The sequence below is a fragment of the Natronomonas salina genome, from assembly GCF_013391105.1.
GTDB lineage: Archaea > Halobacteriota > Halobacteria > Halobacteriales > Haloarculaceae > Natronomonas > Natronomonas salina.
Genome location: NZ_CP058335.1, coordinates 3,173,975 through 3,198,893, shown reverse-complemented (window position 1 = coordinate 3,198,893; position 24,919 = coordinate 3,173,975). Strand labels below are relative to the sequence as shown.

The following is a 24,919-nucleotide window of genomic DNA, read 5'->3' as shown; positions in this document are numbered from 1 at the left end:
AGTCGTGCGGACCCGTCGTCCGCCCCGGCCGACGGCTCTTTGGGGCCGGCGCCCGAACCCCCCACCGTGAGCAACCGTCGTCGTCTCGAGCGGCTCGTCCGGACGAAGCTGCACTCCGCGGGCAAGCAGTTCGAGGAGGCCAGGCGCGCCTACAGCGACGCGAAGACCGCCACCCTCGCCGACCTCCCGACCGACGACGAGGGGCGGGCGCGGATCGTCTGCCGCCGCTACGCCGAGAAGCGCGCCGTCTCGCTCGACGAGCAGGCCCGCCCGGCCTGCTACGACCCCGACCACCGCGACTGCCGCGGCTGCGTCGAGGACATCCGCGAGCGCCGCATCGAGACCTGGTGACCTGGAGAGGGCCTCCACCGGTGTGCGACTAGGTGGGAAATACTCTTCTTGCGGGCGCGAATCTCCGAGACCGTGAACCCCCTCCCCCGGACCGGGTCGTACCTCATCGACTCGATGCTGTTCGCCGTCGGCGCGATCTGCTTCACCCTAGCGGTCGGCCTCGTCGTGATCGTCGGCGCCCTGCTCATCCAGGCGACGATCCAGCTCTCGCAGCCGTACACCGGATCGCGGAGCACCTCGAGCCTCCTGGCGATCCTCGTCTTCGCCCTCTACATCGGCGTCCCGTCGTACCTGCTCGCGACCCAGGTCGAGGCCCCGTCGACGTCGGACGAAGAGCGCGACGGAGGGAAACTATGAGCCGGACCGGCGAGGGCGACCCCGCGACCTACCTCGTCGCCTACGACGGCGGCGAGAGCTCCGAGCGGGCGCTCCGGCGCGCCACGGCGTTCGCCGACCGGACGGGCGCGCGGCTCGTCGTCGCGAGCGTCCTGCCGACCGACGCGTCCCTCGCGGAGACGTACGACCTCACCGACGACGGGGCGTACGACCCCGACGCGGCCGCCGAACGGCTCCGGGCGGCCGCCGCCGATGTCGCGCCCGGGGCCGACTTCCGCGCCGAGCGCGTCGACGCCTACGCCGGCCGGCGGCGGATCGCGAAGGTCCTCTCGCGGGTCGCCGGCGAGGCGGACGCCGAGGTGGTCTTCGTCGGCGGCGACGACGCCGGTCGCGTCGTCCAGCGGCTCTCGAGGGTCGACGCGGGGAGCGACGAGCGCGACGAGAACGACGAGAACGACGGGTTCGACGTCTTCGTCGTCCGTTCGGCTTGACTACGTCGGTGTTACTCGACGCCGACCGGGAGCGACCGCTTCAGACGCTCCGGGTAGACCCCCCGTCGACGGGGACCGCGGCGCCGTTGACGTACGACGACCGGTCGCTGGAGAGCCACGCCACCGTCTCCCCGAGCTCCCGGGGGTCGCCGACCCGCTCCAGCGGGACGCCCTCCGACCAGTCGGCGAGCCCGGCCTCGTAGTCCTCGTAGTCGCCGCGCTCGACGGCGTCCTCGACGAGCTCCTCGATGCGGCTCGTCTCGTGGGCGCCCGGGAGCACCGCGTTGGCGCGCACCTCGGGCGCGAGGTCGTGGGACAGGGACTTCATCAGCCCGATGACCCCCCGGCGGACGGAGTTCGACAGCACGAGGTCGTCGATGACCTCCTGGACCGACCGCGAGGTGATGTTGACGATGGTGCCGCCGCCGTCCTCGACGAGCGGCGGATGGGCCGTCCGCACCGTCCGGACGACGCTCATCACCAGCAGGTCGTAGGCGTCGTACCAGTCCTCGTCGTCGGTGTCGAGGAACGACCCCGAGGGCGGACCGCCCGCGCTCGTGACGACGTGGTCGAGGCGCCCGAACTCGTCGACTGCACTGCCGACGAACGACTCGACGTCGTCCTTCTCGGTGATGTCCGCCCGGAGGGCGAGGACGTCGCCGGGGCCCGCCTCGTCGACCCGCGACTCGGCCCGCGAGAGCCTGTCCTCGTCCCGCCCGCAGATGGCGACGTCGCACCCGGCCTCCGCCAGCGCCTCTGCGCTGGCCAGCCCCAGGCCGGCGGTTCCTGCCGTCACTATCGCCGCGTTCCCGTCGATTCCGAGGTCCATGTCGGCGGGTCGGCCGCCAGCGCAATAAATCAGTGGCGGCGCCGAGCCCAGAGGCGCCTACCGCGACTCGTTTGCGTCGCCTTCGGCGTGCTGACGGCGCTGCTCACCGCTACGGTCCGGGTGCTCGACGGGGTGTCGCGGAGTCCTCCTAACATCATTGGCACCAGTACGATACCCCCGCCGTCCCACAGATGTAGTATGAGCAAGTCGGAGACGAAGTCGAGGTGCTTCGCGCGCTGCCGATCCTGCGGTGCGACGGTCACGGCAGCGATCCGACCGGACGGGTCCATCCGGCCCATCGGTATCTCGCCGGACTGTACCTGCGGCGACGGGGACTTCGAGCGCGTCCTGGAGTAGCTAGCCTGGTTCGTCCGGGACGTCCCGGACGGTTCTTCAGAGATCCACAGCCGTTACCGGTTCTCCGGCGCGGTATCGCCGCGAGCTGGATTCCCGGGTAGCGGCACTCCTGCCCGACGACGCGGACGCACTGATTCACCCGCTTCTTTACACTCCCTAGTACAGGTGGTAAGAACCCATTTCAGGGGTCGAGGACAAGATACGGTGCGGTCTGGGGAGTCGACCGCACCCGTCGCGGCGCGGCACCGCCGCTGTCAGCGGCCGGACGAGGGGGAACCACCAGGGACCGATCGCTACGGGGGCCGGTACCGTCGGCGGGTCCGCGCCCCGGCACCAGGGGACCGGGGCGCACTCGCCGTTTCGCCGGCCGGACCGACAGCGGGCAGTCGCGCCTGTACACCGGGCGATTTAACGCTGGAGCAGCTATTCCTCGCCTATGAGCGACAGTTTGGACGCGACGGACCGAGGCGTCCTGTACATGCTCCAGCAGAACGCCCGCGAGACGACGACGACCGATATCGCACAGGAGGTCGACGTCTCCCCGAGCACCGTCCGGAACCGCATCGACGACCTGGTGGACCGCGGCGTCATCAAGGGCTACGTCCCCGTGATCGACTACGAGAAGGCGGGCTTCGAACTCCGGATCCTCTTCACCTGCACGGCGTCGAAGCAGCCCACCGACGAGTTCGTCCGCGAGATCCTCGACCAGCACGGCATCGTCTCCGTCCGGAAACTCCTGGCCGGCGACCAGAACCTCCACGTCGAGGCCGTCGGCACCAGCACCGACGACGTCTCCCAGATCGCCCAGACCCTCCAGGAGTGCGGCCTGGAGATCGTCCGCTCGGAGGTCCTGGAGGAGGAGGCGCTCCAGCCGTTCGACCACTTCGGGAAGGAGGTGGCGGACGACGGGTGATTCCAGTTAGACATCCATAAACACATCAAGATAATGTGCGAATATAGCAACGAATCGAGTTTTCGTCCCGTCTGCCCTGTAATCGGGCCCGGGTTTTTTCCGTTGGAAGTGTGAATTGACTTGCATGAGGGCGCGACGTGTGTTCGGTCGCCTCGAACGACGTGTCCGTCGTCCCCGCCTCCGGTCCGTTGCGTCCACCGAGAGCCGCGCCCCTCAGCCCAAACCATGGTAGAACTCCGCTTCACGGATCCGCACGGTCGGACAGGACGGATATCGGAATCGCTCGAGGTCGACTACGAGGGTCAGTGGGAGGAGGAGGTCTCCCGCGGTCTCGAGCGGATCAAGGCCGACGCCGGCCCGGGCGAACCGGACGATCCGCTCGACGAGGTCTACACGCTGATCGTCCTCGAACTCCCCGACGAGACGCCGATAATCGAGGTCGAACGGACCGACGACCCGGTCCGAGCAGGGCCGATCGAACGGTGATCAGAGCGGGGTTCCGCCGTCCCCGCCGTTCGCTGGAGATGGCGGAGACGAGGCGAGCACTCGATCCCGTGTAGACGAGCGTCCTATCGATTTTCTGCTATCGACCGGTAGCTACCCAGATACCTGCGAAAGCGTCCGTCTGCGTGCGCTTTTACTGTAGTACGACGGCCGTTGGCCGAGTGACTTATGACGCGTCACCAGCAGGTTGGCGTATGGATAGCTGCCCCGCCCCGCCCCGGGAGGCCCAGATACTGCTGGTCGAGGACAATCCCGGGGACGTCCGTCTCATCGAGGAGGCGTTCCACGACGGACACATCAACAACAACATCCACACCATCACCGACGGAAAGGACGCGCTGGACTTCATCAACCGGGAGGGCGACTACGAGGACGCGCCCCGGCCGGACGTCGTCCTGCTGGACCTGAACCTCCCCCGCGTGGACGGCGAGGACGTCCTCCACGACATCAAGCACCACCCGGAACTGGAGGACGTCCCCGTCATCGTCCTGACCGGGCTCGACGAGGACCTCATCGAGTCCCGCGACCTCGACCACGACGCCGACGAGGACGCGGTCCTCAAGAAGCCGGTCGACCCCGGGGAGTTCGTCGACGTGATCCGCGAGTTCGAGAACTTCCGGCTGTCCGTCGTCCGTACCGACTGAGCACGGAACCGGCGTACGGTCTCTTCGAGGTGCTTCTCCGCCGAAGACTCACTCCCGCACGCGGACCGTCCCGTCGCTCGTGACGGTGACGGTGATCTCCCGGCGGACCTCCCGCCCGTGGACGGCGTCGCCGGCGGCGTCGCCGACGAGCTTCATCAGCTCCGGGGCCGTCCGGTTGACCTTCAGGCCCGCCTCGTCGCAGGCGGAGTAGACCATGTTCGGCACGTCGTAGAGGTCGGTGCCGGCCTCGACGGTCAGCTGGACCGGCGCCGTCAGCGCCTCGGCGAAGGCGACGGTCTCGCGGGCCTTCGCCACGTTCCCGCGGGCGCTGGACTCGATGCTGGAGACGTTCGCCCGCGAGGTGCCCAGCGACTCGGCGATGTCGGCCTGCGCGACGTCGCGTTCGCGCAGCGCGAGCACCTCCGCTTGCCGGCGCGTCAGGACGCTCTCGTCGGCATCGAAGCCCGCTCGCTCGAGCAGTTCGTCGACGTCGGGGAGACTCATCGCGGCGGAGTCAGTTGCCCCAGAAGTTCTCGCGGCTGCCCAGCCGCTCGCGGTCCAGTGCACGCTCGCGCTGGCTCTTCTTGTCCGATTCCTCGCTCTCGTCCTCGTCGCCCGCCTCGGCTTCGTCCGCGTCGTCGTCCTCCTCCTCCTCATCCTCGTCCATCGGGAGGCGCTCGACCTCGTCGGCGCGGGCGTGGTTCGAACGGACCTCGGTGATGCGGACCTTCGCGCGGGCCTCCGGCAGCACGCCGTCGACCATCACGATGAAGCCGTCCTCGGTGCGGCCGACGCCGGCCCCGGACTCGTGGATGTCCTCGACGTCGACGACGACCTCCTCGCCGATCTGGACGGGCTGCTGTTTCAGGTCCTTGATGGGCTGGCTGTAGTGATTGCACCACTCGGCGCCGCCGCGGTCGCCGTAGTGTTGACACCCCATCCCCTCGATCCGCTCGGAGAAACTGGGGCACTCGTCCGCGAGTGGGCAGTCCGGCATACAGACGGGTAGTTCGGGAGCCGATTAAACGCTTGTGGGTCGCAGACGGCCGCGCTGGCGGGGGAGCGCCAGCGCTTTGACGGCCCCGGTCCAACCCCGAGGCGATGAGCCGCCCGGTGCCGGAAGCCGCCCCGCTCGTCGGCCTCGTCCTCGCGTTCGCCTTCGCGCTGTTCGGCTTCCTCGTCTCGACGAACCACCTCGCGACGGTGCTCGGCAGCGTCGTCCTCCTCTACCCGTTCGTCGCCTTCGGCGTCGTCCGCTCGGAGACCCCCGAGTCGGTCTTCCGTCCCGACCCCGTGCTCGCGGCGGGCTTCCTCGGCGGCGGCCTGGTCGCGCTGTACGGGCTCGTCGCCGACCAGGCGCTCTTCGGCGCGCTCGTCGCCGCCGTCGTCTTCCTCCCGCCGGCGCTGTTCCACGCCCGCTACGGCGACCCCGTCAACCCGCTGTCGCCCGACGGGACGCTCGCCGTCGGGCTGCTCGCGGCCGGCGCCGCCCTGACCTACGGCGCGACCTCGGACCTCCTCGTCGGCGCGCTGACGGCCGCTCTCGTCGGGCTCTCGGCGGTCGACTACCGCCGCCACCGCGGCGGGCGCATCGAGCGCCGGACCAGGACCGTCGCGCTCGTCTGCTGTCTCGGCGGCGGGCTGGCCGCCTTCGGCTACCTCACCGCGACCGGGCGACCGACGGAGGCCCTCGCCGCCGGGAGCGTCCTCGTCGCCATCGGCGCGTTCCTCGCCCTCGGCGCCGAGTCGCGGTGAGGACGCGGCTCAGTCGGCGTCGTGGCCCACTAGTTTCCGGTCGAGGACGTCCAGGAGGACGACGACCAGCCCGGCGATCCCGACCTGCGCCGTCGCCGCGAGGTCCGTGAACAGGCCGAGGAGGAGCAACTGGACGAACAGGAGGCCGGCGCCGAGTTCCAGGCGGTCGACGACCGCCTCGAGTTCCAGGTCCTCCTCGAGGTCGACGCGGGCCGGCACCCGGTTGTCCTCGCCGAGCCCGAGGAAGCCGAGGAGCGGCGGGCCGCTGTCACTCATGGGCGACGCTACTCCGACTCGTGACAAAGTTCTACTGGAGGAGTCCCCCGGAACCGTCGTGTCACCTGCTCAGTCGCCGTCGTCGGGGTCGAAGGGGTGGGCGTCGTCGGCCGACGGGGCCCCGACGGCGAGGACTCGGACGTGGGCGTCGGCGCCGGGGGGATTGAACGCTCGCTGGGGACTGCCGGGGTCGACGACGAGGGCCTGGTCGGTCTCGACGGCCAGCTCCTCCTCCGGCGTCTCGACGTGGAGCGTCCCGTCGAGGACGTAGAACGCCTCGACCTGCTCGTCGTGGTAGTGGTAGGTCAGCGGTGCCTGCTCGCCGGGCGCCAGGTCGTAGACGCGCAGGCCGAGCTTCGAGTCCTGGTAGTCGTAGCCCGCGGCGGCGCTCAGCGACCGGACGTCGGCCGGCCGGTCGTCCCACTGGTCGAGTTCGTCGGGGTCGACGAGGTGGTAGCCCATACCCGGTGGACGGACCGGACCCGAATCAACGTTCGTGGCCGTCAGTCCCCTGCTGCCGACCGGTCGCCGGCGGCCGTCCGGTCCGCCGACAGCGGCGTCCGCTCGACGACGGTACCGTCGTAGGTGGGGTACTGCTCGACGATCTCGCCGTCGTCGACGTCGCCGTCGTCGACCATCTCCTCGAGCAGCCACCACGCCAGCTCGACGTGGTCGGACTTGACGGCGTAGAACTCCTCCGGGACGCCGAGCTGCTGCAGGCGCTGCTCGGTCACCCAGGTCTTCCCGTAGACGATGGTGCCGTCGTCGGTGATCTCGTCGAACTCCCGGCGGACGTTCCGGGCCATCCGCTTCAGCCGCGAGCGGTGCTGGGCTGCGTCCTTGAAGACGCTCGTACAGAAGTACACCTTCTCGTGGGAGGCCATCTCCTCGAGGATGGCGTCGTCCTTCGACCCCTCGACGGCGGACATGTGGCCCTCCTCGAGTTCGAAGCCCTCCTCCTGCATCCTGCGGTAGTTGCCGTCGGACATCTCGAACTCGTTGATGTTGCAGAAGTCGGCGGCGCCCTCGTCGAGGAACTCCAGGAACTCGGTCTCCGCGCGGACGCCGGGGATCTCGAACGCCGGCGTCAGTCCCTCCTCGCGGGCGATATAGAGGATCTCCTCCCACTCGGTGCCGTGCAGGTCGCCCCACAGCTCCAGGGGCGGGTGGAACCGGATCTCGTCGAGACCGGCCTCCGAGAGCCGGCGCATGTTCTCGCGGCCGCCCGTGATGCCGGTGTAGAGGTGCGTGTGGTGGTCCTCGCCGAACTCGTCCTTGAGCAGTTCGAGGTAGTGGCAGGTGCGCTCGAGGACCTCCTGGGGCTCCCCGCCCGTGATGGAGGAGCCCAGCGCGTCCATCCGTTTGGCCTCCTGGATGACGTCCTCGTCCGACTCGACGGGCCGCTCGTTGGCGTAGACCTGCTCGACGTTCTTGCGGTTCTCGCCGAGCGGACAGTAGAAGCAGTCTCGCTGGTCGCAGTAGCCGTAGACGAAGAGCACCATCTTGCCCCCCACGGCGCACTGTTCGCAGCCCTTCGAGATCATTCGTTACTATCCGTACTCGGTCGAACGGGAAAAGTCGTGCGTTGTGCCTCCGGTTCTCTCCTCGCTCCCTCGGAGCGGGCCGTGCTCCCCCTCTTGTGCCGTGTTCACACCTGTGCCGACGGACTCAAGAACCGCTATCACATCTGCAGGTAACATGCAACCGACTCGACGACAACTGCTGGCGGGCGCGGGCGCCGGACTGGCGACGGGGCTGGCCGGCTGTTCCGGCCAACTGACCGCCGAGGGGGCGGCCTTCGACGCCGCCGAGGTCTCCCTGGCCGCGAGCGTCCAGAGCGAGACTGGCTACAGCCACTACCGCACGGAGGACCTGACCGTCACCCGGGAGTTCAGCCGGTTCGGCTTCAGCCGGAGCGTTGAGGTGACGAACTCCGTGGCCGAGTACGACAAGGCCGTCGACCTCTCGCTGCTGGGCCAGCGGGTCCAGGCGGCGATCTTCGCGACGCTGTCGACCCCGCAGGTCGACATCCTCGGGAAGTCGTTCAACCCGGTGGCGGAGATGTCGACCCGCGAGATCGCGGGCATGCTCCAGGAGCACTACGAGAACGTGAACGACGTCCGCGAGGACACCAGCTTCGAGTCGACCGTCGCCGGTGAGACGGCCACCGTCACGCGCTTCACCGCGGCGGCGACGCTCGTCGAGCTGGGCGTGAGCGTCGACATCTACCTCTACGTCAGCGAAGCCGTCGAACTCGGCGGGGACTTCGTGGTCGGGCTCGCGGCCCACCCCCGGGCCTTCGGCGAGGAGCGGGACACCGTCGAGGCGCTGCTCGGTGGTATCGACCACGGATAGCGTAGCGCGCGACTCGATCCGGCACGCAGGGAGAAGGGACTTAACCCACCGCGCGATAGTGTCTCACGACCAGCGATGCTGCTCATCCTGTGTGTCGACCTCGACGACGACCTCGGCCGGAAGACCGGCTTCGAGACGCCGGTCGTCGGCCGCGACGCCGTCGAGGACGCCGCCGTCGCCCTCGCGACCGCCGACCCCGAGGACTCCGACGTCAACGTCTGCTTCGAGGGCGTCCACCTCCACGACCGCATCGACGACGAGTCCGTCGAGGTGGCGGTCGTCACCGGCACCGCGAAGGCCGATGTCTCCGCCAACCGGAAGGTCGGCGACGAGGTCGACACCGTCCTCGCGTCGCTGTCGACCGGCGAGGACGTCCGCGCGCTCGTCGTCACCGACGGCGCCCAGGACGAGTCCGTCCTGCCCGTCATCCGCTCGCGGGTGCCCATCGACGGCGTCCGGCGCGTCGTCGTCCGGCAGGCCCAGGACCTCGAGTCGATGTACTACACGTTCAAGCAGGTGCTCGACGACCCCGAGACCCGGGGGACCATCCTCATCCCGCTGGGCATCCTGCTGCTCATCTACCCGGTCGCCATCGTCGCCGACTACGTGGGGTTGCCGGGGTCGACCTTCGGCGTCATCTCGGCGCTGCTCGGCCTCTACGTCCTCTTCCGGGGGCTCGGGTTGGAGGACGCCATCGACGACACGATCGAGCGGCTCCGCGTCGGGCTCTTCGGCGGCCGCGTCCAACTCATCACCTGGGTCGTCGCCGCGGCGCTGTCGGCCGTCGGGGTCGCCGCCGGGATGGAGACCGTCGACGACCTGCTGGCCGACCCGGAGGCGCTGACGGCCACCACGGCGTTCGTCTACGGCGCCGTCCAGTGGGTCGCCGCCGCCGGCATCGTCGCCGCGCTCGGCCGCATCACCGACGAGTACCTCGCCGGGAGCTTCCGGTGGCGCTACCTCAACGCGCCGTTCTACGTCCTCGCCATCGCCGTCGTCCTCCACGGCCTGAGCGCGTTCTTCCTCACGCGGCCCGAGGCGGGGCTGTCCTACCTGGCGATCACGCTGACGGCCGGGACCCTCCTGGGGCTGGCGAGCACCCTCGCCTTCGCCGTCGTCGAACAGCACTACTCGCCCGACCGCGACTCCGAGGTCGTCGGCTAGTCGACCCGGAAGCGGTCGAGCGTCCGCGAGAACTGCTTCTCGGTCGGCTGCGCGGTTGGTGACCACACTCAACGAGATGGATTCATCGGGAATCCCGCCGGTCAGTACACGACGGCCACCGCCGAGACGTCCGGGAGCCCAAGCGAACGGTGTCGCCAGCCGTCGCCGGCGTCCGCGAGGAACGTGCCGTCGCGGGTGACGGCGTAGGTCGCGTCGCCGTAGGCCACGTCGGCCACCGGTCCGCCGGCGGGGAGGTCGACGGGCGTCCACGCCTCACCCTCCGCGGCGCGTTCGTACAGCGACTCGGCTGTCGCCGCGTGCGCGCGGCCGTCCGCGCGTCCGGCGACGACCTCGAAGGCGCCGTCGGCGGCCGCCATCCAGCCGTTGGCGAGGTAGTAGAGCCCGCCGTCGGTCGCCGCCAGCGGGTCGGCGACCGTCGAGACGTCGTTGGCGCCGTCGAGCCCGACGTGGGTGCCGTCGAGTCGGTGGACGCCCGACGCGGCCGCGACCATGTCGCCGTCGATCGACCGGACGTCCTCGACCTGTCCGAGCGTCGTCCACTCGCCATCTGACAGTCGAGCGACCGTGCCGTCGCCTGCCGCGACGAATCCGTCGTGGAACCCGACGGCGTCCGCGGGACCGAAGCCGGTCTCCGCGAAGGATTCGCCGTCGCTGACCAGGACGTCCTCGGGCGTGGCCACGGCGAGGCGGCCGTCGGCGGCCGCGAGGTCTGTCGCGGCGCCGCGGTGCTCCAGGGCGAACTCGCCGACGATGTCGTCGGAGACCTCGACGCGCGCGACGCCTACGCCCGTCGCGACGAACGCCGTCGTGGTTTCGGCCTTGTCGGCGTAGACCCGCTTCTCGTCGATGCTGATGTCCTCGTCGCTCATACCCTCCGTCCGGGGCGGACCCCCGAAAGCGTTTACACCGGCTCCGAGCGGTCCCGGATGCGGTCGAAGACCCGCCGGCCCCACCGGAGGGCGTCCTCGTCGCCGGTGAACGCGGCGCCGACCATGACGTCCTCGTAGGCGAACAGCCCGAGGGCGTCGTCGAAGAGGGCGACCGCGAACGGGAGTTCGTCGGCGACCGTGCGGAGGTCGAGGCCGTCGGTGTCGACGGCCGCCTCGAAGCGGTCGTAACCGGACTCCAGTCGGCCGAGCGCGTCGCCCTCGACGATCATCGTCACCGTCTGCGCCCCGTCGGCCACGTTCTCGTGGAGCACCTCGAGGTAGCGCGGCATGCCGGCCGGCGAGGCGACGCGGAGGTGGTCGGCGTCGGCGCCCAGTTCCTCGAGGCGGACCAGCGGTCGCTCGGGGGCGTGGCGTCCGGGGACGATGATGCGGCCGTGCTCGAACAGCGACGGCGGGAGCTGCCGGTCCTCCGGGATCGCTTCCAGCAGCGGGCGGGCCTCGTCGAGCCGCCGGAGCCGCGCCAGGTACGCGTCGTGGCGCTGCCAGGCGAGGCGGCCGAACTCCGTCAGCGCGTAGCCCGCCTCGCACTCGACCACGAGCCCCGCCTCCTCGAGCTCCGAGACCGACTTGTACACCGTCGACCGGGAGACCCCCAGCTCGTCGCGGAGGTCCCGCTGGTCGCGGGGGCCGTCGGCCAGCCGGGCCAGCAGCGGCGCGCGCTTGCGCAGCGTGTCCGCGAGCGAGGCGACGTCGCACTCGCGGTCGTCCGTCGACGGAGCCATCCCTATCACCCGCTACTGGACCCCGCCCGGACGTGAACGTTTCGCCCGCGAGAAGTCGTTCGACCGTCGAGACGCGTCCAGCCTCTCGAAACGAGTCCGAGGGGGCGAAACGATACCGGGGGCGTAACGTAAAGCCCCGTGCATGCCCACCGACATCCGGGTCCCGCTGACGCAGCCCTCCAGGCGGGTCGACCGGACCCGCCGCCGGACCCGTGTCGGAATTCCTTTGGCATCTGCGGGCCAACGGCCTCGCATGGAAGTGTTCGGGTCGAGCGGCGTGCGCGCCGTCGCCGGCGAAGAGCTCACCCCCCAGTTCGTCGGCCGCGTCGCCGCGGCCGCCGGGACGGTCCTCGACGCCGACGCCGTCGCGGTCGGCCGCGACACGCGGACGACGGGCCGGATCTTCGCCGACGCTGCCGCCAGCACCCTCGCCGGGATCGGCTGCGACGTCCACCGGCTCGGCGTCACGCCCACGCCCGCCGCCCAGGCGTACGCCGAACGCCACGGCGTCCCGGTCGTGGTCATCACGGCGAGTCACAACCCGCCGGAGTACAACGGCGTGAAACTCGTCGGCGACGACGGCGTCGAACTGCCGCGGGCGACGATCGAACGCGTCGAGGACCGCCTGCTCGCGGAGGAGTTCGAGTTCGTCAGGTACGACGCCGTCGGCGACTCCCGTACCGTCGAGACCGCCAACGGGACCTACGTCGACGAACTCCTCGAGCGGCTCGAGGCAGAGGGCGTCCGCGCACGGGTGGCCGACGCCGACCTCACGGTGGCCCTGGACCCGGGCCACGGGGCGGGCTGTCTCACCAGCCCCGGGTTCTTCCGGCGGCTCGGCTGCCGCGTCGTCACGGTCAACGCCCAGCCGGACGGCCACTTCCCGGGCCGGGACCCCGAACCCGTCGCCGGCAACCTCGTGGACCTCCGGCGGCTCGTCCGCAACACCGACGCCGACGTCGGGATCGCCCACGACGGCGACGCCGACCGCGCCATCTTCGTCGACGAGACCGGCGACCACGTCGAGGGCGACGTCGCGCTGGCGGCGCTGGCCGAGGCGGAACTCGACCCCGACGACGTCGTCGTCTCGGCGGTCAACGTCTCCCAGCGGCTCGTCGACGTGGCCCAGGCCGCCGACGCCCGCCTGGAGCTGACGCCCATCGGCAGCACGTACATCGTCTCGCGCATCCGCGAACTGCGCCGCCAGGGCCAGACGGTCCCCATCTCGGGGGAGGGCAACGGCGGCATCCTGTTCCCGAAGTACCGGATCACCCGCGACGGCGCCTACACCGCCGCGCGGTTCCTCTCGCTTCTGGCCGACCGGCCGGCGAGCCGGATCTCCGCGGCCCACAGCGGCTACGCCAACGTCCGCCGGAACCTCACGTACGACGACCCGGAGGAACGGGAGGCGATGCTCGCGGCCGCGGAGGTCCACGCCGACCACGCCGACGCCGAGGTCTCGACCATCGACGGCTACCGGATGGACTTCGGCGACGGGTGGGTGCTCGCCCGCCCCAGCGGCACGGAGCCGCTGGTCCGACTCTACGCCGAGGCGCGGGACCGCAGCCGGGCGGAGACGCTCGTCGAGGAGATGCGCGACGCCATGACGGACGCGCTCGCCGACGTCCAGCCGTAGGAACGCCGAAGCGGCGGGTGGCGCTTCGAGGCCGTCAGGGTCGGCGCGTGCTGCGGTAGTGATCGAGGGCGGTCTCGAGTGTCTCCCGCGGTTCGTCCTCGCCGAGGAGGGCCTCGACCTCGCGTTCGACGTCGTCGTCGAGCAGCCCCCGGTCGACGTACTCCTCGGCGACCCGCGCCACCTCGCTCCACGCCCGACCCGTGTGATTGCACCCCATGGTCGGTCGCGTCGTTCGGCCCTTCCCCGCTTCAAATTGACCCCAGGTGACTCCGGGGATATAAGTTCGCGCAGCGGGGCGTCAGACGCCCGTCTGACCGCTCTCCGGCGGTTTCATCGCGCCGCGGCACGCGTCAACGACCGCCCGCGACCCGTCGAGTGTCGCCGCGCGACCGACGGTGCTGCTAAGTAGTGTGACAACGTATAGCAAAGACCGATGTCCCGAACCGCTGGCCACACCGAGACGGTGGTCGACGACGGCGAGGTCTACGTCCGGACCGCCGAGGGGCGGCTCCGGGTCGGGGCCCTCGCCGACGTCGTCGCCCTCGTCGGCGGCCCGGCCTGGGAGGTCACCTACACCGACCGCCAGCGTCGCCGTCACCCGGACCTCGACACCTCGGACGAGGGCCTCGTCGTCGACGTCGTCGACGTCGTGAACGCGATGGTCCTCGAGGAGGGGTTCGTGGACGCGCTGGCGACGCTGCCGGCCGACCCGGTCGGCGAGGCGGACGTCGCCCCCCGGACGGGGCTGTTCGTCGGGCGGCTCCTCGGCTACCTCGAGACGGGGCTGGGGTGACGGCCGGAGAGCTACACTTACTTCACGGGGGCCCCCGTGGGAGCCCGTATGCACTCGTGGGAGATCGTCTGCATCGAGGTCGACGAGGACAGCGACTACGACGACTGTCGGGCCATCACGACCCTGGGGTACCGCGCGCCGTCGCTCCGGAAGAAGGACTCCGACGTCGTCGGCGCCCGCATCCACCAGGGCCACAGCGACTTCCACGTCGTCGTCGACGGCGAGCGCGTGCCGCTGCAGGCCGACCGCGAGGAGGACGTCCACTTCTACGCGCGGACCCTCGACGAGGACAGCCCCGACGACCCGCTGCTGGAGCTGAAGTCCTGCACCCAGTACGAGATGGACGAGCACCTCCAGGGCGTCTCGTAGGACGGCCGACGCCCGGTTCCGACGGCCGCCCCGTCACCGCCGACCAGCCGCGGGTTCAGGCCTCGGCGGGAACCGACTCCTCGCCGAGCGCGTCCAGCACCGACTCGACGACGTCGTTCTGACGGTACCGGGCCCGCTCCCGCTGTCGGTCCCACTCGACGACCCCCTGGTCCGACAGCTTCGGGAGGTGCTTCTGGACCAGGGCGACCCGGATCCGGTCCTGGCCCCGGATCCGGTCCGTCGGCGCGTCGGGGTACGACCGGAGGTGCGCCGCCAGGTCCTCCAGAGTGGCCTCTCGCGGTCCCTGTCCCCGCAGGTACTCGATGACGCGCCGCCGCTGGGCGTCCGCGAGCACCCGGAGAGACGCGTCGACGGATGGGTGTGTCATACTGTACCGCCCAACAGGGCTCGGCCGGTATGAACAATCTGGCTAGCATACACCAGTGTTTATGTCCAGATGACAATCGAATACCAGGAACCCGGCGCTCGACGTCCGTCCTCGACCCCTCCTCCGACCGTCGCCCTCCTGCGCCAGCCCGGGGGTCAGCGTCCGACGCGGGGACGAACGGTTAATTGGCCCCTCCTCGTGGGACCCGTATGAGTGCGCCCTCCAGCCGATCGCGGTCCCCGATCCGCTCGCTCCTCGAAGCAGCCGGTCTGACGCTCCTGGCGTTCGTGATCTCCGTCGTCGCCGGCGTCGCCTTCCTCGTCCCGACCATCTCGCTCGGCTACGGCCTGGAGACGACGTGGGTGCTCGTCGGCGGGACCGCGGCCGGCCAGGTCGGGTTCCTCGCCGTCGCCTACGGCTTCGTCCGGCGCAGGGGCGTCGCCGTCCCCGTCTCGGTCCCCTCGCTGTCCGACGCGGGCTACCTCGTCGCCGGGGTCGTCGCGGCGCTGGTCGCGGCGACCGGACTCTCGTACGCGCTCGTGGTGCTCGACCTCGTCCCGGAGTCGGTGATCGGCGAGGCGGCGACGGCGGACCCGACCTTCCTGCTCGCGCTGGCGGTGCTCTCGCTGGTCCTCGTCGCGCCCGCCGAGGAGCTACTGTTCAGGGGTGCGGTCCAGGGACGCCTGCGCGAGCGGTTCGGTCCCGTCACCGCGGTCGCGGCGGCGAGCCTCCTGTTCGGGTCGCTGCACCTGACGAACTACTCCGGCTCCGTCGGGAGCGTCGTGGCGGGGGCGCTGCTGATCGCCGCCGTCGGCTCGATCTTCGGTGCGGTCTACGAACTGAGCGACAACCTCGCCGTCCCGGTCCTCGTCCACGGCTGCTACAACGCCGTCCTCACGCTGGCGAGCTACCTCTCGATGACGGCCGCCTAGCCCGACGGGTCAGAGCCGCGGGATGCCGACGGCGTCGAGGGAGCCGAGCCCGAGGGTGGAGAGCACCGAGAGGACCCCGAGGCCGACGATCCAGGCGAGCAGCGCGATGCCGCCGCTCTTCGGCCACGTGGTGCTGTACTGCCACTTGACGACGAGCAGGTAGGCCGCCAGCGTCAGCGCCGGTCCGAGGTAGGGGACGCCCATGAAGAAGTAGCTGGCGAGCGACCAGACCACGGCGCCGACGAGAGCGGTGATCAGCGCCTTGCCGAAGTCGTCCGTCCGCGTGACGACGAGCGCGCCGACGTGCACGCCGAACGCGCCGATTATCAGGCTCCCGACGAACAGGATCACGCGGCCGCTGATGACGTCCATGCGACCCCCCTCGAAACGCACCGACAAATCATTTCGTGCCGGGTCGACGACCGACCGCCGTCGAGCGACCGGCGGTCGCGCCGCTGGCGGTCGTTCGAGAGGAGGGTGGGATGTACCCCTAGCTCCCACCCTCGACGGTCGTAACGACACCGGCGGGCTAGGCCACCGGCGTCAATCGATACGTCGAAGCAAGCGCCCAAGAGTTTTCTCCCTCAGTTCAGGGGGACGGCCGTTCCGTCTGGTAATTATCGGGTAACCTCTGAAGCAATAATATCTGCTATCGACAAGTCAGGTGGGTAGGAAACCGGCGGCGTCGGACTGCTCGCGTTCGGGCATGCAATCGGCCGGACCCCCCTCCCGTCCGGCGGTCGCACAACCAACACAGATGTAAACGTCTGACAAAGTATTAAGTGATGGCTAACGGTATCCTCGTCCCGACATGGGGGAGAAGAACAAGACCGTCTCGTTCCGGATCGGGGGCGAGAAGTTCGAGACGCTCCGCGCGATGGCGGACCAGCGGGACCTCTCGCTGTCGTCGATGTTCCGCGACTACGTCGACCAGATCGTCGCCCACGACGGCCGCGTCGAGATCGTTCCGGAGCACGGCGTCCGCGAGGAGGCCTCGGCGCCGTCCTCGGAGTTCCCGCTGACCGTCGAGGTCCCGAAGAGCTTCGTCCGCGAGCACGAGCGGCTCGAACTCGAGTCCGAGCACCTCCGCGAGCAGCTCGACGAGTACAAGCAGTACGCCGCCCACCTCGAGTCCGAGCTCGAATCCGCGGAGGCACAGGAGGCGGAGATGGTCCGCCTCGAGGACCTCGACCTCGAGACCGGGACGTCGCTGCGCCTCGAGTAACGCCGGACGGTTCTCCACCCCTCCCCCACTTCTCGCCCGTTCCCGGTTCCGTCACGGTCGACAGCTCCCGGTCCAGGTCGGCCGACGAGCGGCGCCGGTTCCGCACGAGGGCGAGCGGATCGGGCGATCGAGACCGGCGGGCGGACCACGCCGATACCCGATACAAAAACCCCGCGGCGCCCTCCGACGCAGTATCGCCAACAAGGCATATACCGGTCGCCGTCCAAGGTTCCGCAATCAGATGTCGCACGACGAGCAAGCGGAGTGGCTCGTTCCCACGACGGGCGCGAAGACGCTGCCCGCCGTCGAGATCCTCACCGGACGGGGGTTCGTCACGGGGAAGTCGGGGAGCGGGAAGTCCAACACGGGGGGCGTCATCGCGGAGGAGCTCCTCGACAACAACTACAACCTGCTCGTCGTCGACCCGGAGGGGGAGTACTACGGCCTCAAGGAGTCCTACGAGATCCTCCACGTCGGCAACGACGACCTCTGCGACGTCCAGGTGACGCCGGACCACGCCGAACAGCTCGCCGAGATCGCCCTCGAGCGGAACATGCCGATCATCCTGGACGTCTCCGACTACCTCGACGGCGACGAGGCCGCCGATCTCATCGCGAACGTCGTCCGGGAGCTGTTCCAGAAGGAGAAGGACGTCCGGAAGCCGTTCCTGCTGATGATCGAGGAGATGCAGGAGTACCTCCCCCAGCAGGGCGGCAACGGCGAGCTGAGCGAGCTCCTCGAGCGGGTCGCCAAGCGCGGCCGGAAGCGCGGCCTCGGGATGCTCGGGATGTCCCAGCGGCCGTCCTCCGTGGACAAGGACTTCATCACGCAGTGCGACTGGATGGTCTGGCACCGCCTGACCTGGCAGAACGACATCGACGTCGTCCGGAAGGTGCTGGGCTCGGAGCTCGCCGACGAGGTCGAGGACCTCGACACCGGCGAGGGGTTCCTCATGACCGACTGGGACGAGTCCGTCGAGCGCGTGAAGTTCAAGCGCAAGCGCACCCACGACGCCGGCGCGACGCCCGGCCTCGAGAGCTACGAGCGGCCGGACCTCAAGTCCGTCAGCCAGGACCTCGTCAGAGAGATCCAGGGCGGGACGGTCACCGACGCCCCCGACGCCGACGGCGGCGCGGCCGGCCTGGACGAACTCGACCAGGCGGAACTCAACGACGCCGTCGAGACCGTCGAGGCCGAGGGCGACGCCATCACGGAGGCCCAGGGCGTCGTGCCGGACTCGCCGCCGGCGGATCAGGAGACCGACGACGCGGCCGGGTCGCCACCCGCGGAGTCGTCGACCGACCAGCAGTCGCTGTTGAACCAGCCCGGCGACGGAGACGCCGAGGCGGACGGCGACGACGGAACGGGGGACCGGCCCGACACGTCGGTCGACGGTCCCGTCGACGACGCGGTCTCCCGGGACGACATCGAGACCACGGAGGTGGACACCGCCTCGGACGCCGATCTGGCGTCCATGGACGAGTCGGAGCTCCGCGACCACGCCAAGTCGCTCGAGCGCCGCAACCAGATCCTCGAGGACGAGGTCTCGGAGCTGCGCTCCGTCCTGCAGAGCGTGGAGTCGCCCGGCTCGGAGGGGTCGGCGCCGACGACGCAGACCGCGCCGGCCAAGCAGTCGGCGCCGACCGGACAGCCCGCGCGGACCCAGCAGGCGCAGACGCAGCAGGGTCGGTCCCAGCGGGGAGGCGGGCGGCAGTCGAACCGGGCCGACCAGGGGTTACCCACCACGCAGGGCAACGCCGGCGCCCCGAAGAGCGGGCCGCCGACCGTCTCGAAGCCCGTCCCGCCGGAGCCGCCGGAGGAGCGCTCCGGCGTGGCGGGGAACGTCCTCGAGTTCGTCGCGATGCTGGGCTACGTCTCCCGGTCGATCGCCTACCGCGTCCGGCTGCTGGCCTACCGGGACGACGGCGAGGAGAACGTCGGGACGAACTACAACGACTCCCGCTGAGCGTCGGTGAACTCCCGCCAGTGGCGGAGGCCCCAGTAGCCGACGCCCGTCGCGACGAGCGCGGCGGCGAAGAAGTAGAGGATGAGCCGGCTGTCGTAGATGACCGTCGACGGGTGGTCGATCGTGAAGACGACGCCCTCGACGCTGAGGAACAGCAGCACGAAGGCGAGTCCGCCGACGACCATCGACGAGACGATGATCGTCCGGCCAGTCGCCTCGTTCAGTTCGAGGAGGATGAGCGTCCCGACGAAGACGATGGCGGCGCCGACGAGGTACCAGGGCAGCCGGGACTCGAAGCCGTGGACCTCCCCCGAGAGCGCGGCGATGAATCCGACGAACGCGGCCGTCAGCAACAGCGTGCAAGATACGATGAGGGCGCCGATCCGCAGGATGACCTGCTGGGTCCCGTCGAGCTCCATGGCCGATTCTCAGACCCGTATCGCAAAAGGGTGTCGGGTGTTTCCCGTCCGGAGTCGGGGAGTTCCGGTCGAGAACCGGCGGCCCGCGCCGGGGTCGACTACCCCCGGTTCGACAGCAGGTCGCGCTCGGACAGGTGGTCGTAGAGGTCCTGGTAGACGTCGGCGGAGCTCTCCTCGGGGTCCTTCGTGGGTGCGCGCGTGCGGAGGGTATCGAAGTTCCCGACGAGTACGCACCGGCGCCTGGCGCGCGTCAGCGACACGTTGAGCCGGCGCGGGCCCTCCGTGGGGAACGTGAGGAAGCCGCTGAACCCCTCCGGGTTGCTCCGGACGAACGAGACGACGATCACCTCGCGCTCGCTGCCCTGGAAGGAGTCGACCGTCGCGATCTTCACGGGGCCGGTGTCGAGGCCGTCGATCCGGGACAGCTCCGCCCGGATCTTCCCGATCTGGCCGGAGTAGGGCGTGATGACGCCGACGTCCTCCGGCGCGACGCCGTGCTGGAGGAGCCGCTCGAGTTCCTCGCCGACGACCTCGGCCTCGCGCTCGTTGTAGTAGGACCGCGAGGGCGCCTGCTCCTCCTCGCCCTCGACGTGGTAGGCCTCCAGCGGCGCCAGCGGGCTGATCGTCCACGACCGGTTCCGCTGGCCGTGCATCAGCTCGCCGTCGTAGAAGGCCTCGTTCGGGAACGCGGCGATCTCCTCGTTCATCCGGTACTGGGTGCGGAGCCGACCGACGATGGCCTCGCCGTAGAGGTCGTAGAGGTGCTCGAACATCGACACCGAGACGTCCTCGTACTCGTCGTGCTCGCCGGAGTGGTACGGCGGCAGCTGCTTGTGGTCGCCGGCGAGGACGACCCGCTTCCCGCGGGCCAGCGGGATGAGCGTCGACGGGATTGTGGCCTGGGTCGCCTCGTCGACGACGACGAGGTCGAAGATGTCCTCGCCGAAGCGGTGGGAGCCGCTCATCGTCGCGCAGACCACGTCGGACTGGTAGAGGTCGTTGCCGACGTACGCCTCGTCGACGAGGTCGTTGGAAGTGTTGCCCCCGGCGCGGGCGGCGGTGAGGTCGCCGTCCTCGACGGCGGCGTGGATCGACGAGCGGTCGATCCGGTCCTCGGTGCTGTCGCCGACGAGGAGGTTGTCGACGGCCTGGTTGGAGTGCGAGACCGCGAGGACGCGCTGGCCGTCCTCGCAGGCGGCTCTGATGATCTCGACCAGGGTCCGGGTCTTCCCCGTCCCTGGCGGCCCGTGGATGCAGAAGACGTCCGAGGCGGACAGGGCGCTGTGGGCGGCCTGGTACTGGAACTTGTTCAGCCGGGCCTTCGAGACGGAGACGTCGAAGCCGTCGTCGAACGACATCGTCGCCGAGCCGCTGAGCCAGCCGCGCTTGCGGTCGTTCGCGCCGACGAGGTCGACGGCCTCGCGCTTCCGGTCGAACGGGACTGGGTTGAGGAGTTCGCCGGCGAGGAATCGCGCGTCGGAGTCGAGTTCGAACACCGAGATGTCGGGGTTGTCGGCGCCTCGGTCCCAGTAGAAGGACAGCCGGAGCTCCCGGCCCTCGGTCCCGAGGACCTCTGCCTCCGCCGGGAAGCCCTCGTGACCGTCCAGCGAGTCGACGAGGACCTCCGACCCCGGGTAGACGCCGTAGTCGTCGGTGATGTCGACCGGGCCGTCGAGGTCCTCCTTCGGGATGCGGAGCCGGACGACCTGCTGGCCGTACTCGTCGACGTCGATGCCGGCGGTGACCAGCCCCTCGACGCCGCCGCGGTCCTGGAGGAACTGCGCGGGCGGGAGGCGCTCACAGCGGTTGCGGGCGTCGTCGCGGGCGGCGATCTCCTGGTCGGTGATCATCGACCGGAGGTCCTCGATGAGGTCCTCGCCGTCGTTGGCCAGCGGCGCGGCGCTGGAGACGGGCTCGCTGGAAGCCGACCCGCCGACGTCGTCGTAGTTGCCGCCGCTGACGAGGTACTCCGGCTCGGCCGGCGGGTCGAAGGCGCCGTGCCAGAACCGGAGCCGCCAGGCCGGGTAGCTGCGCTCGAACTCCTCGATGGGGATGCGCGCGAGGTCGTCCTTCGCGTAGTCGTAGTAGACGACGCAGGGGACGACGTGGTCGGGGTAGTACAGCAGGAACTCGCCGGTGAGGTCCGCAGAGCCGGGCTCGTGCACCGGGAGGATGACCTTCGAGTCCTCGAGGATGAACGCGGGGTGCTGCTTGAACCGGCCGATGATGTCCTCGACCGGGACCGGTTCGGCGAGCGTCCACTCGCCGACGTGCTCGCGGATCTCGCGGTCGAACACGGCCGGCCGGCGGTTCAGCCCGAGGAACGCCGAGTGAACCGCGTCGAGAGCCCCCTCCATTTGGCCCGTGGTACGTCGACGCGCTATAAAACGCCACCGTCAGACGTAGTCGCTGAAACGGGGGCCGTCGGGGGATTCGGGGTCGGTTCAGCGCGGGTCGGCCGCCTCAAGCAACCCGACCCCGACCCGGTCCAGCACCGCCCTGACCAGCGGGAGCGGCCAGCCGCGTCCGGTCACCGACCCGCCCATCGGCTCGACGGTGCCGTATACCGGGTCGACGACCGCGAACTCGAACTGCACGTCCTCGATCCAGAGCCGTACCTCCGACAGCAGCGACTCCCGGAGTTCGAGCAGCACGTACGCGGTCCCGTCGTGGGGCCGCGCGATGGTGTCCAGCGACGCGAGGTCGATCGTCGCGCTCAGTACCTCTCCGCTCGGCCGTCCCGGATCCGATTGCGTCGATTTCGCCACACCCGCTCGTGGTGGAGGCGGGAGATAAATCAGTGCGAGCGGTTTCCGGTTTCCGGAACGCGGCGACTCCCCGGGTCAGGCGAAGTCGTCGAACGTCGTCGACGCGATGTCGCCGCGGTTCGTCGCGAACTCGTCGAGGGCGACGAACTCGAGGTCGGCGTCCCGGAGCGTCCGCTTCACCCGGTCGCTGGCGGCCGGGGCGACGAGGATGCCGCGGGCGTCGGGGTTCGACTCGCGGTACTGCGCCATGTAGCGCTTCAGCTGGTCGACGTGGGTCAGCGTCGCCTGCCGGCGCTTCACCTCGACGACGACGGGGCGGCCCTCGGGGTCGGTCCCGAAGACGTCGACGATCCCGTAGGGCGTCTCGCGCTCGTGCTCGACGGCCCGGAGCCCGTCGTCGATCTCCTCGGGGTTCTCGAGGATGTACTCGTGCATGTCCCGCTCCGTCCCCGACAGCTTCAGCGGCGCGGTGTCGTCGGCCGCGTAGCGGGTGACGTGGTGGATCTCGCGGCAGTGGACGCGGACGACCTCGTCGGGACTGGAGCGACGGGCCGTGATCGTACAGCCGTCCTCGTCGCAGTCTGCGGTGATCGTACTGCCCGGCGGCTGCCAGTTCACCGGGTCGTTCCCGGTCGGGCGGTGGACGAGCAGCGTGCCGTCGGGCTTGGCGATCACGACCCGGTCGCCCGGCCCGAGGTAGCCGGAGGCGCGCCCGTCGTAGTCGACCTCGCAGGTCGCGAACACCACGACGGTGTCGCCGCTCCCCACCGCCTCCTCGACGGTCTCCGCGACCGCCTCGTCCCCCGGCTCGCTGAACGCGTCTGTCACCATCACCTCCGACCAGCACCCCGTCCGGTAAGAATGTACGCGGGACGCAGCCGGATGTGCGACCTGGTGACACGGAAGATGCGTCCCGGTCGGCCCGGCCGTCTGACACGCGTCAGACGCCGGCCGCAACAATCGTTACCCCCCAGGGCGACCGCTCCCGTAGATGAACAAGGAAGATCACGTCCTCAACGCGGTCCTCCTCGGGGTCGGGATCGCCGTCCTGATGGACCCGACGCTGTCCGCCGCGACCCTCGAGAACGTCTTCCGAATCGGCGTCCCGGTCGCCCTCGGGGCGCTGTTCCCCGACATCGACACCGCGTTCGGCGTCCACCGGAAGACGTTCCACAACCTCCCGGTCCTCGCCGGCTTCGTCGCCTTCCCGCTGCTGTTCGGCAACCTCTACTACGTCTGGGTCGGCGTCGCCACCCACTACGTCCTCGACCTGTTCGGCACGCGGGGCGGGATGGCGCTGCTCTACCCGTACCCGGAGCTGTTCGACATCCCGGTCGGGGTCACCGTCGACAGCAAGAAGGCGACCGTCGTCACCCTCGCCGTGACGGCGATCGAACTCGCCGCGGTCGCCCTGGCGATCGACGCCGGCTACACGGACCTGCTCGGCGCGCCCGGCGTCCGCGACGCCTTCCTCAACTTCGTGCAGTCGCTGACCTGACGCCGGACCGCCTCTGTCGCGACCCGTTCCGAACCCCGGCGCCCATCCCCGTATCGGGCGAGAGACCGCCCAGAGCCGGATATACAGGGTTCGTTAAGTGTCAGAACGACCGACAAACTATTGGGGAACGCACGGTATCTAGGAGTGGGCGTCGAACGGCCGTCGGCCAGCGCCACCGGAACGACCACCGATCGCCGCCGGCCGCCGAGAGATCCACTCGACGCCCACCTATGGGAAGGAGCGCGCCGCGGTGGCCACCGCACGGCCACCGCTCACCGATCAGGTTCCGCCGTCTCTGGTACAGCCGAGTGCCGACCACTCCGCGGCCGGACGCAGGCCGTCATCGCTTGGCGCGTCTGCCCGGCCCCGCCCGTCATCGCTCCGCGACCGAGAGGTACAGCGCGTAGTTGTCCGTGAACTCCCCGGAGTCGCGGTCCTCGGTCCGCTGGAGGTTCAGCTCGAGGCGGGTCCGCTCGCCCTCGAGGTCGAGCAGCGGTTCGAGCAGCCCGGCGAACGCCTCGACGAACTCGGCGTCGCCGGTCACCCTGACGTTCGAGACGTCCGAGGCGAACGTGCTCCCGGTGAACCCCTTGGGCTTCGCCGTCACCGACCGCCGGAGCTCCTCGTCGGTGGGCGGTTCGAGTCCGTGCAGCCACTCGAGGGCCTTCGCCTTCCGGATCGAGCCGCTGTCGGTCGTGGGCAGCGACTCCAGGGCCGTCCCCGACCCCCGGCTCGAACGCCCCGACGCCTCCTGCGAGGGCTCCGTCGGCTCGTCGCTCGCCCGCTCCAGTTCCCACCCGCAGCCGTCGCAGACCCAGCCGTCCTCGCCCTCCGTCAGGACGCTCCGGCACTTCCGGCAGAACTTCATCTCGTCCTGGGCGACACCGCGAGCCGTTATCAAGCCTCCCACCGGCTGGCGAACTGAGTCGGGTGCCTCTCGCCGGCCGCACCACCTGTCGAACCCACTCGCGTCACGTACCGCACTTCCACTTTCACTCCCCTAGGCCGGCGTTCATACCGCCTCTGTCCCACGTAGGATCTATGTCGTCGACAGCTCACAGCAGTGACCGTTCCGCCGCGCCGAAGACGGCCACCGGGATCGTCGACGTCTCGGAGATGACCGTCGACGAACTCCGGCGCTTCGTCGGGTCGAGTCGGGGACTCGAGGGCGAGGTCAGCATCCAGCGCCGCGGTCAGGACGCGTTCCTCCTCACGGAGTAACGACGACGGAACGCTGGTCGCGCTCTTCTCGGCGGA

The 24,919-nt window shown here is 69.9% G+C and carries 34 protein-coding genes; 18 read left to right on the top strand and 16 right to left on the bottom strand.

Annotated features, from left to right (window positions below; genetic code table 11):
* Positions 1-66: 66 nt before the first annotated feature.
* The 3 genes from HWV07_RS16570 to HWV07_RS16560 all read left to right on the top strand — a co-directional run bounded on the left by HWV07_RS16570 (position 67) and on the right by HWV07_RS16560 (position 1,178).
* The gene (locus tag HWV07_RS16570) at positions 67-351 is read left to right on the top strand and encodes a DUF7091 family protein (RefSeq protein WP_178335379.1); all 285 of its coding nucleotides are present in this window, start codon (positions 67-69) and stop codon (positions 349-351) included.
* 72 nt (positions 352-423) lie between these two features.
* Positions 424-708, top strand: a complete 285-nt coding sequence (locus tag HWV07_RS16565) for a hypothetical protein (protein ID WP_178335378.1) — start codon at positions 424-426, stop codon at positions 706-708.
* A complete protein-coding gene (locus tag HWV07_RS16560; protein WP_178335377.1) occupies positions 705-1,178 on the top strand; it encodes a universal stress protein in 474 nt (157 codons plus the stop codon). Before HWV07_RS16565 ends, HWV07_RS16560 begins: the two co-directional genes overlap by 4 nt.
* Positions 1,179-1,218: 40 nt before the next feature.
* Here the strand turns inward: HWV07_RS16560 and HWV07_RS16555 are convergent, their stop codons facing one another.
* Positions 1,219-2,007, bottom strand: a complete 789-nt coding sequence (locus HWV07_RS16555) for an SDR family oxidoreductase (protein ID WP_178335376.1) — start codon at positions 2,005-2,007, stop codon at positions 1,219-1,221.
* Positions 2,008-2,205: 198 nt separating this feature from the next.
* Here HWV07_RS16555 and HWV07_RS16550 point away from each other — a divergent pair, with 198 nt between their 5' ends.
* From HWV07_RS16550 to HWV07_RS16535, 4 genes are all read left to right on the top strand, one after another.
* On the top strand, positions 2,206-2,364 hold the full coding sequence (locus HWV07_RS16550) for a hypothetical protein (protein ID WP_178335375.1): 159 nt from the start codon (positions 2,206-2,208) through the stop codon (positions 2,362-2,364).
* Positions 2,365-2,800: 436 nt separating this feature from the next.
* Positions 2,801-3,277, top strand: a complete 477-nt coding sequence (locus HWV07_RS16545; RefSeq protein ID WP_178335374.1) for an Lrp/AsnC family transcriptional regulator — start codon at positions 2,801-2,803, stop codon at positions 3,275-3,277.
* Positions 3,278-3,502: 225 nt separating this feature from the next.
* Entirely contained in the window at positions 3,503-3,763 is a 261-nt protein-coding gene (locus HWV07_RS16540; RefSeq protein ID WP_178335373.1) for a hypothetical protein, read from the top strand.
* Between the two features lie 212 nt (positions 3,764-3,975).
* Positions 3,976-4,425, top strand: a complete 450-nt coding sequence (locus tag HWV07_RS16535) for a response regulator (RefSeq protein ID WP_178335372.1) — start codon at positions 3,976-3,978, stop codon at positions 4,423-4,425.
* 48 nt (positions 4,426-4,473) lie between these two features.
* On the opposite strand, the gene HWV07_RS16530 is transcribed toward HWV07_RS16535, so the two are convergent.
* Entirely contained in the window at positions 4,474-4,929 is a 456-nt protein-coding gene (locus HWV07_RS16530) for a Tfx family DNA-binding protein (RefSeq protein WP_178335371.1), read from the bottom strand.
* Positions 4,930-4,939: 10 nt separating this feature from the next.
* Positions 4,940-5,422: a TRAM domain-containing protein gene (locus HWV07_RS16525; protein WP_178335370.1), complete on the bottom strand. Its 483-nt coding sequence runs from the start codon at positions 5,420-5,422 to the stop codon at positions 4,940-4,942.
* Positions 5,423-5,526: 104 nt separating this feature from the next.
* On the opposite strand from HWV07_RS16525, the gene HWV07_RS16520 reads away from it, so the two are divergent.
* The gene (locus HWV07_RS16520) at positions 5,527-6,180 is read left to right on the top strand and encodes a hypothetical protein (RefSeq protein WP_178335369.1); all 654 of its coding nucleotides are present in this window, start codon (positions 5,527-5,529) and stop codon (positions 6,178-6,180) included.
* Positions 6,181-6,189: 9 nt separating this feature from the next.
* Here HWV07_RS16520 and HWV07_RS16515 read toward each other — a convergent pair whose 3' ends face one another.
* The 3 genes from HWV07_RS16515 to HWV07_RS16505 form a co-directional block, all read right to left on the bottom strand.
* On the bottom strand, positions 6,190-6,456 hold the full coding sequence (locus tag HWV07_RS16515) for a hypothetical protein (protein ID WP_178335368.1): 267 nt from the start codon (positions 6,454-6,456) through the stop codon (positions 6,190-6,192).
* A gap of 69 nt (positions 6,457-6,525) precedes the next feature.
* Positions 6,526-6,918 (bottom strand): cupin domain-containing protein, encoded by a 393-nt coding sequence (locus HWV07_RS16510; RefSeq protein ID WP_178335367.1) that lies wholly within the window; start codon positions 6,916-6,918, stop codon positions 6,526-6,528.
* A 41-nt stretch (positions 6,919-6,959) separates the two neighbouring features.
* Positions 6,960-8,000: a radical SAM protein gene (locus HWV07_RS16505; RefSeq protein WP_178335366.1), complete on the bottom strand. Its 1,041-nt coding sequence runs from the start codon at positions 7,998-8,000 to the stop codon at positions 6,960-6,962.
* A 154-nt stretch (positions 8,001-8,154) separates the two neighbouring features.
* Here HWV07_RS16505 and HWV07_RS16500 point away from each other — a divergent pair, with 154 nt between their 5' ends.
* Positions 8,155-8,811, top strand: a complete 657-nt coding sequence (locus tag HWV07_RS16500; RefSeq protein WP_178335365.1) for a DUF6517 family protein — start codon at positions 8,155-8,157, stop codon at positions 8,809-8,811.
* A gap of 75 nt (positions 8,812-8,886) precedes the next feature.
* Entirely contained in the window at positions 8,887-9,975 is a 1,089-nt protein-coding gene (locus tag HWV07_RS16495) for a DUF373 family protein (protein WP_178335364.1), read from the top strand.
* Positions 9,976-10,076: 101 nt separating this feature from the next.
* Here the strand turns inward: HWV07_RS16495 and HWV07_RS16490 are convergent, their stop codons facing one another.
* Together HWV07_RS16490 and HWV07_RS16485 are read right to left on the bottom strand one after the other, a co-directional pair.
* On the bottom strand, positions 10,077-10,865 hold the full coding sequence (locus HWV07_RS16490) for an HVO_0234 family beta-propeller protein (protein ID WP_178335363.1): 789 nt from the start codon (positions 10,863-10,865) through the stop codon (positions 10,077-10,079).
* A gap of 32 nt (positions 10,866-10,897) precedes the next feature.
* The gene (locus HWV07_RS16485; RefSeq protein ID WP_178335362.1) at positions 10,898-11,668 is read right to left on the bottom strand and encodes a helix-turn-helix transcriptional regulator; all 771 of its coding nucleotides are present in this window, start codon (positions 11,666-11,668) and stop codon (positions 10,898-10,900) included.
* A gap of 253 nt (positions 11,669-11,921) precedes the next feature.
* Here HWV07_RS16485 and glmM point away from each other — a divergent pair, with 253 nt between their 5' ends.
* The gene (gene glmM / locus HWV07_RS16480) at positions 11,922-13,304 is read left to right on the top strand and encodes a phosphoglucosamine mutase (protein WP_178335361.1); all 1,383 of its coding nucleotides are present in this window, start codon (positions 11,922-11,924) and stop codon (positions 13,302-13,304) included.
* A gap of 34 nt (positions 13,305-13,338) precedes the next feature.
* On the opposite strand, the gene HWV07_RS16475 is transcribed toward glmM, so the two are convergent.
* Entirely contained in the window at positions 13,339-13,521 is a 183-nt protein-coding gene (locus HWV07_RS16475) for a hypothetical protein (protein ID WP_178335360.1), read from the bottom strand.
* Between the two features lie 216 nt (positions 13,522-13,737).
* Here HWV07_RS16475 and HWV07_RS16470 point away from each other — a divergent pair, with 216 nt between their 5' ends.
* Positions 13,738-14,097: a hypothetical protein gene (locus tag HWV07_RS16470; protein WP_178335359.1), complete on the top strand. Its 360-nt coding sequence runs from the start codon at positions 13,738-13,740 to the stop codon at positions 14,095-14,097.
* A gap of 48 nt (positions 14,098-14,145) precedes the next feature.
* Positions 14,146-14,466 (top strand): hypothetical protein, encoded by a 321-nt coding sequence (locus HWV07_RS16465; protein ID WP_178335358.1) that lies wholly within the window; start codon positions 14,146-14,148, stop codon positions 14,464-14,466.
* Positions 14,467-14,521: 55 nt separating this feature from the next.
* Here the strand turns inward: HWV07_RS16465 and HWV07_RS16460 are convergent, their stop codons facing one another.
* The gene (locus HWV07_RS16460) at positions 14,522-14,854 is read right to left on the bottom strand and encodes a DUF7344 domain-containing protein (protein WP_178335357.1); all 333 of its coding nucleotides are present in this window, start codon (positions 14,852-14,854) and stop codon (positions 14,522-14,524) included.
* 209 nt (positions 14,855-15,063) lie between these two features.
* On the opposite strand from HWV07_RS16460, the gene HWV07_RS16455 reads away from it, so the two are divergent.
* Positions 15,064-15,786 (top strand): CPBP family intramembrane glutamic endopeptidase, encoded by a 723-nt coding sequence (locus HWV07_RS16455; RefSeq protein ID WP_178335356.1) that lies wholly within the window; start codon positions 15,064-15,066, stop codon positions 15,784-15,786.
* 9 nt (positions 15,787-15,795) lie between these two features.
* On the opposite strand, the gene HWV07_RS16450 is transcribed toward HWV07_RS16455, so the two are convergent.
* Positions 15,796-16,158 carry a hypothetical protein gene (locus HWV07_RS16450; protein WP_178335355.1) on the bottom strand — a complete coding sequence of 121 codons (363 nt, stop codon included), beginning with the start codon at positions 16,156-16,158 and terminating at the stop codon, positions 15,796-15,798.
* Positions 16,159-16,597: 439 nt separating this feature from the next.
* On the opposite strand from HWV07_RS16450, the gene HWV07_RS16445 reads away from it, so the two are divergent.
* Both HWV07_RS16445 and HWV07_RS16440 read left to right on the top strand, forming a co-directional pair.
* Positions 16,598-17,011, top strand: a complete 414-nt coding sequence (locus HWV07_RS16445; RefSeq protein WP_178335354.1) for a DUF8146 domain-containing protein — start codon at positions 16,598-16,600, stop codon at positions 17,009-17,011.
* 241 nt (positions 17,012-17,252) lie between these two features.
* On the top strand, positions 17,253-18,977 hold the full coding sequence (locus tag HWV07_RS16440; RefSeq protein ID WP_178335353.1) for an ATP-binding protein: 1,725 nt from the start codon (positions 17,253-17,255) through the stop codon (positions 18,975-18,977).
* Here the strand turns inward: HWV07_RS16440 and HWV07_RS16435 are convergent.
* From HWV07_RS16435 to nucS, 4 genes are all read right to left on the bottom strand, one after another.
* Positions 18,959-19,396 (bottom strand): hypothetical protein, encoded by a 438-nt coding sequence (locus HWV07_RS16435; protein WP_178335352.1) that lies wholly within the window; start codon positions 19,394-19,396, stop codon positions 18,959-18,961. The genes HWV07_RS16440 and HWV07_RS16435 overlap by 19 nt on opposite strands.
* A 98-nt stretch (positions 19,397-19,494) precedes the next feature.
* Entirely contained in the window at positions 19,495-21,753 is a 2,259-nt protein-coding gene (locus HWV07_RS16430; protein WP_178335351.1) for a DEAD/DEAH box helicase, read from the bottom strand.
* 87 nt (positions 21,754-21,840) lie between these two features.
* The gene (locus tag HWV07_RS16425; RefSeq protein ID WP_178335350.1) at positions 21,841-22,164 is read right to left on the bottom strand and encodes a hypothetical protein; all 324 of its coding nucleotides are present in this window, start codon (positions 22,162-22,164) and stop codon (positions 21,841-21,843) included.
* 75 nt (positions 22,165-22,239) lie between these two features.
* A complete protein-coding gene (nucS, locus tag HWV07_RS16420) occupies positions 22,240-22,995 on the bottom strand; it encodes an endonuclease NucS (protein ID WP_178335349.1) in 756 nt (251 codons plus the stop codon).
* 160 nt (positions 22,996-23,155) lie between these two features.
* Between nucS and HWV07_RS16415 the strand changes: the two genes are divergently transcribed.
* Positions 23,156-23,662, top strand: coding sequence for a metal-dependent hydrolase (locus tag HWV07_RS16415; RefSeq protein WP_178335348.1), 507 nt, complete (start codon positions 23,156-23,158; stop codon positions 23,660-23,662).
* 373 nt (positions 23,663-24,035) lie between these two features.
* Here HWV07_RS16415 and HWV07_RS16410 read toward each other — a convergent pair whose 3' ends face one another.
* Positions 24,036-24,530, bottom strand: coding sequence for a hypothetical protein (locus HWV07_RS16410; protein WP_211694156.1), 495 nt, complete (start codon positions 24,528-24,530; stop codon positions 24,036-24,038).
* 173 nt (positions 24,531-24,703) lie between these two features.
* On the opposite strand from HWV07_RS16410, the gene HWV07_RS16405 reads away from it, so the two are divergent.
* Positions 24,704-24,883 carry a hypothetical protein gene (locus HWV07_RS16405; RefSeq protein WP_178335347.1) on the top strand — a complete coding sequence of 60 codons (180 nt, stop codon included), beginning with the start codon at positions 24,704-24,706 and terminating at the stop codon, positions 24,881-24,883.
* Positions 24,884-24,919: the final 36 nt, after the last annotated feature.

Excerpts from the sequence above, each read along its gene's own strand:
- HWV07_RS16415 (WP_178335348.1), top strand. The coding sequence starts at position 23,156 with ATGAACAAGGAAGATCACGTCCTCAACGCGGTCCTCCTCGGGGTCGGG.
- HWV07_RS16550 (WP_178335375.1), top strand. The coding sequence starts at position 2,206 with ATGAGCAAGTCGGAGACGAAGTCGAGGTGCTTCGCGCGCTGCCGATCC.
- HWV07_RS16435 (WP_178335352.1), bottom strand. The coding sequence starts at position 19,396 with ATGGAGCTCGACGGGACCCAGCAGGTCATCCTGCGGATCGGCGCCCTC.
- HWV07_RS16465 (WP_178335358.1), top strand. The coding sequence starts at position 14,146 with ATGCACTCGTGGGAGATCGTCTGCATCGAGGTCGACGAGGACAGCGAC.
- glmM (WP_178335361.1), top strand. The coding sequence starts at position 11,922 with ATGGAAGTGTTCGGGTCGAGCGGCGTGCGCGCCGTCGCCGGCGAAGAG.
- HWV07_RS16535 (WP_178335372.1), top strand. The coding sequence starts at position 3,976 with ATGGATAGCTGCCCCGCCCCGCCCCGGGAGGCCCAGATACTGCTGGTC.
- HWV07_RS16440 (WP_178335353.1), top strand. The coding sequence starts at position 17,253 with ATGTCGCACGACGAGCAAGCGGAGTGGCTCGTTCCCACGACGGGCGCG.
- HWV07_RS16450 (WP_178335355.1), bottom strand. The coding sequence starts at position 16,158 with ATGGACGTCATCAGCGGCCGCGTGATCCTGTTCGTCGGGAGCCTGATA.
- HWV07_RS16445 (WP_178335354.1), top strand. The coding sequence starts at position 16,598 with ATGGGGGAGAAGAACAAGACCGTCTCGTTCCGGATCGGGGGCGAGAAG.
- HWV07_RS16505 (WP_178335366.1), bottom strand. The coding sequence starts at position 8,000 with ATGATCTCGAAGGGCTGCGAACAGTGCGCCGTGGGGGGCAAGATGGTG.
- HWV07_RS16500 (WP_178335365.1), top strand. The coding sequence starts at position 8,155 with ATGCAACCGACTCGACGACAACTGCTGGCGGGCGCGGGCGCCGGACTG.
- HWV07_RS16515 (WP_178335368.1), bottom strand. The coding sequence starts at position 6,456 with ATGAGTGACAGCGGCCCGCCGCTCCTCGGCTTCCTCGGGCTCGGCGAG.
- HWV07_RS16460 (WP_178335357.1), bottom strand. The coding sequence starts at position 14,854 with ATGACACACCCATCCGTCGACGCGTCTCTCCGGGTGCTCGCGGACGCC.
- HWV07_RS16475 (WP_178335360.1), bottom strand. The coding sequence starts at position 13,521 with ATGGGGTGCAATCACACGGGTCGGGCGTGGAGCGAGGTGGCGCGGGTC.
- HWV07_RS16405 (WP_178335347.1), top strand. The coding sequence starts at position 24,704 with ATGTCGTCGACAGCTCACAGCAGTGACCGTTCCGCCGCGCCGAAGACG.
- nucS (WP_178335349.1), bottom strand. The coding sequence starts at position 22,995 with ATGGTGACAGACGCGTTCAGCGAGCCGGGGGACGAGGCGGTCGCGGAG.
- HWV07_RS16560 (WP_178335377.1), top strand. The coding sequence starts at position 705 with ATGAGCCGGACCGGCGAGGGCGACCCCGCGACCTACCTCGTCGCCTAC.
- HWV07_RS16540 (WP_178335373.1), top strand. The coding sequence starts at position 3,503 with ATGGTAGAACTCCGCTTCACGGATCCGCACGGTCGGACAGGACGGATA.
- HWV07_RS16545 (WP_178335374.1), top strand. The coding sequence starts at position 2,801 with ATGAGCGACAGTTTGGACGCGACGGACCGAGGCGTCCTGTACATGCTC.
- HWV07_RS16530 (WP_178335371.1), bottom strand. The coding sequence starts at position 4,929 with ATGAGTCTCCCCGACGTCGACGAACTGCTCGAGCGAGCGGGCTTCGAT.
- HWV07_RS16495 (WP_178335364.1), top strand. The coding sequence starts at position 8,887 with ATGCTGCTCATCCTGTGTGTCGACCTCGACGACGACCTCGGCCGGAAG.
- HWV07_RS16490 (WP_178335363.1), bottom strand. The coding sequence starts at position 10,865 with ATGAGCGACGAGGACATCAGCATCGACGAGAAGCGGGTCTACGCCGAC.
- HWV07_RS16430 (WP_178335351.1), bottom strand. The coding sequence starts at position 21,753 with ATGGAGGGGGCTCTCGACGCGGTTCACTCGGCGTTCCTCGGGCTGAAC.
- HWV07_RS16485 (WP_178335362.1), bottom strand. The coding sequence starts at position 11,668 with ATGGCTCCGTCGACGGACGACCGCGAGTGCGACGTCGCCTCGCTCGCG.
- HWV07_RS16410 (WP_211694156.1), bottom strand. The coding sequence starts at position 24,530 with ATGAAGTTCTGCCGGAAGTGCCGGAGCGTCCTGACGGAGGGCGAGGAC.
- HWV07_RS16520 (WP_178335369.1), top strand. The coding sequence starts at position 5,527 with ATGAGCCGCCCGGTGCCGGAAGCCGCCCCGCTCGTCGGCCTCGTCCTC.
- HWV07_RS16555 (WP_178335376.1), bottom strand. The coding sequence starts at position 2,007 with ATGGACCTCGGAATCGACGGGAACGCGGCGATAGTGACGGCAGGAACC.
- HWV07_RS16470 (WP_178335359.1), top strand. The coding sequence starts at position 13,738 with ATGTCCCGAACCGCTGGCCACACCGAGACGGTGGTCGACGACGGCGAG.
- HWV07_RS16525 (WP_178335370.1), bottom strand. The coding sequence starts at position 5,422 with ATGCCGGACTGCCCACTCGCGGACGAGTGCCCCAGTTTCTCCGAGCGG.
- HWV07_RS16455 (WP_178335356.1), top strand. The coding sequence starts at position 15,064 with ATGAGTGCGCCCTCCAGCCGATCGCGGTCCCCGATCCGCTCGCTCCTC.
- HWV07_RS16510 (WP_178335367.1), bottom strand. The coding sequence starts at position 6,918 with ATGGGCTACCACCTCGTCGACCCCGACGAACTCGACCAGTGGGACGAC.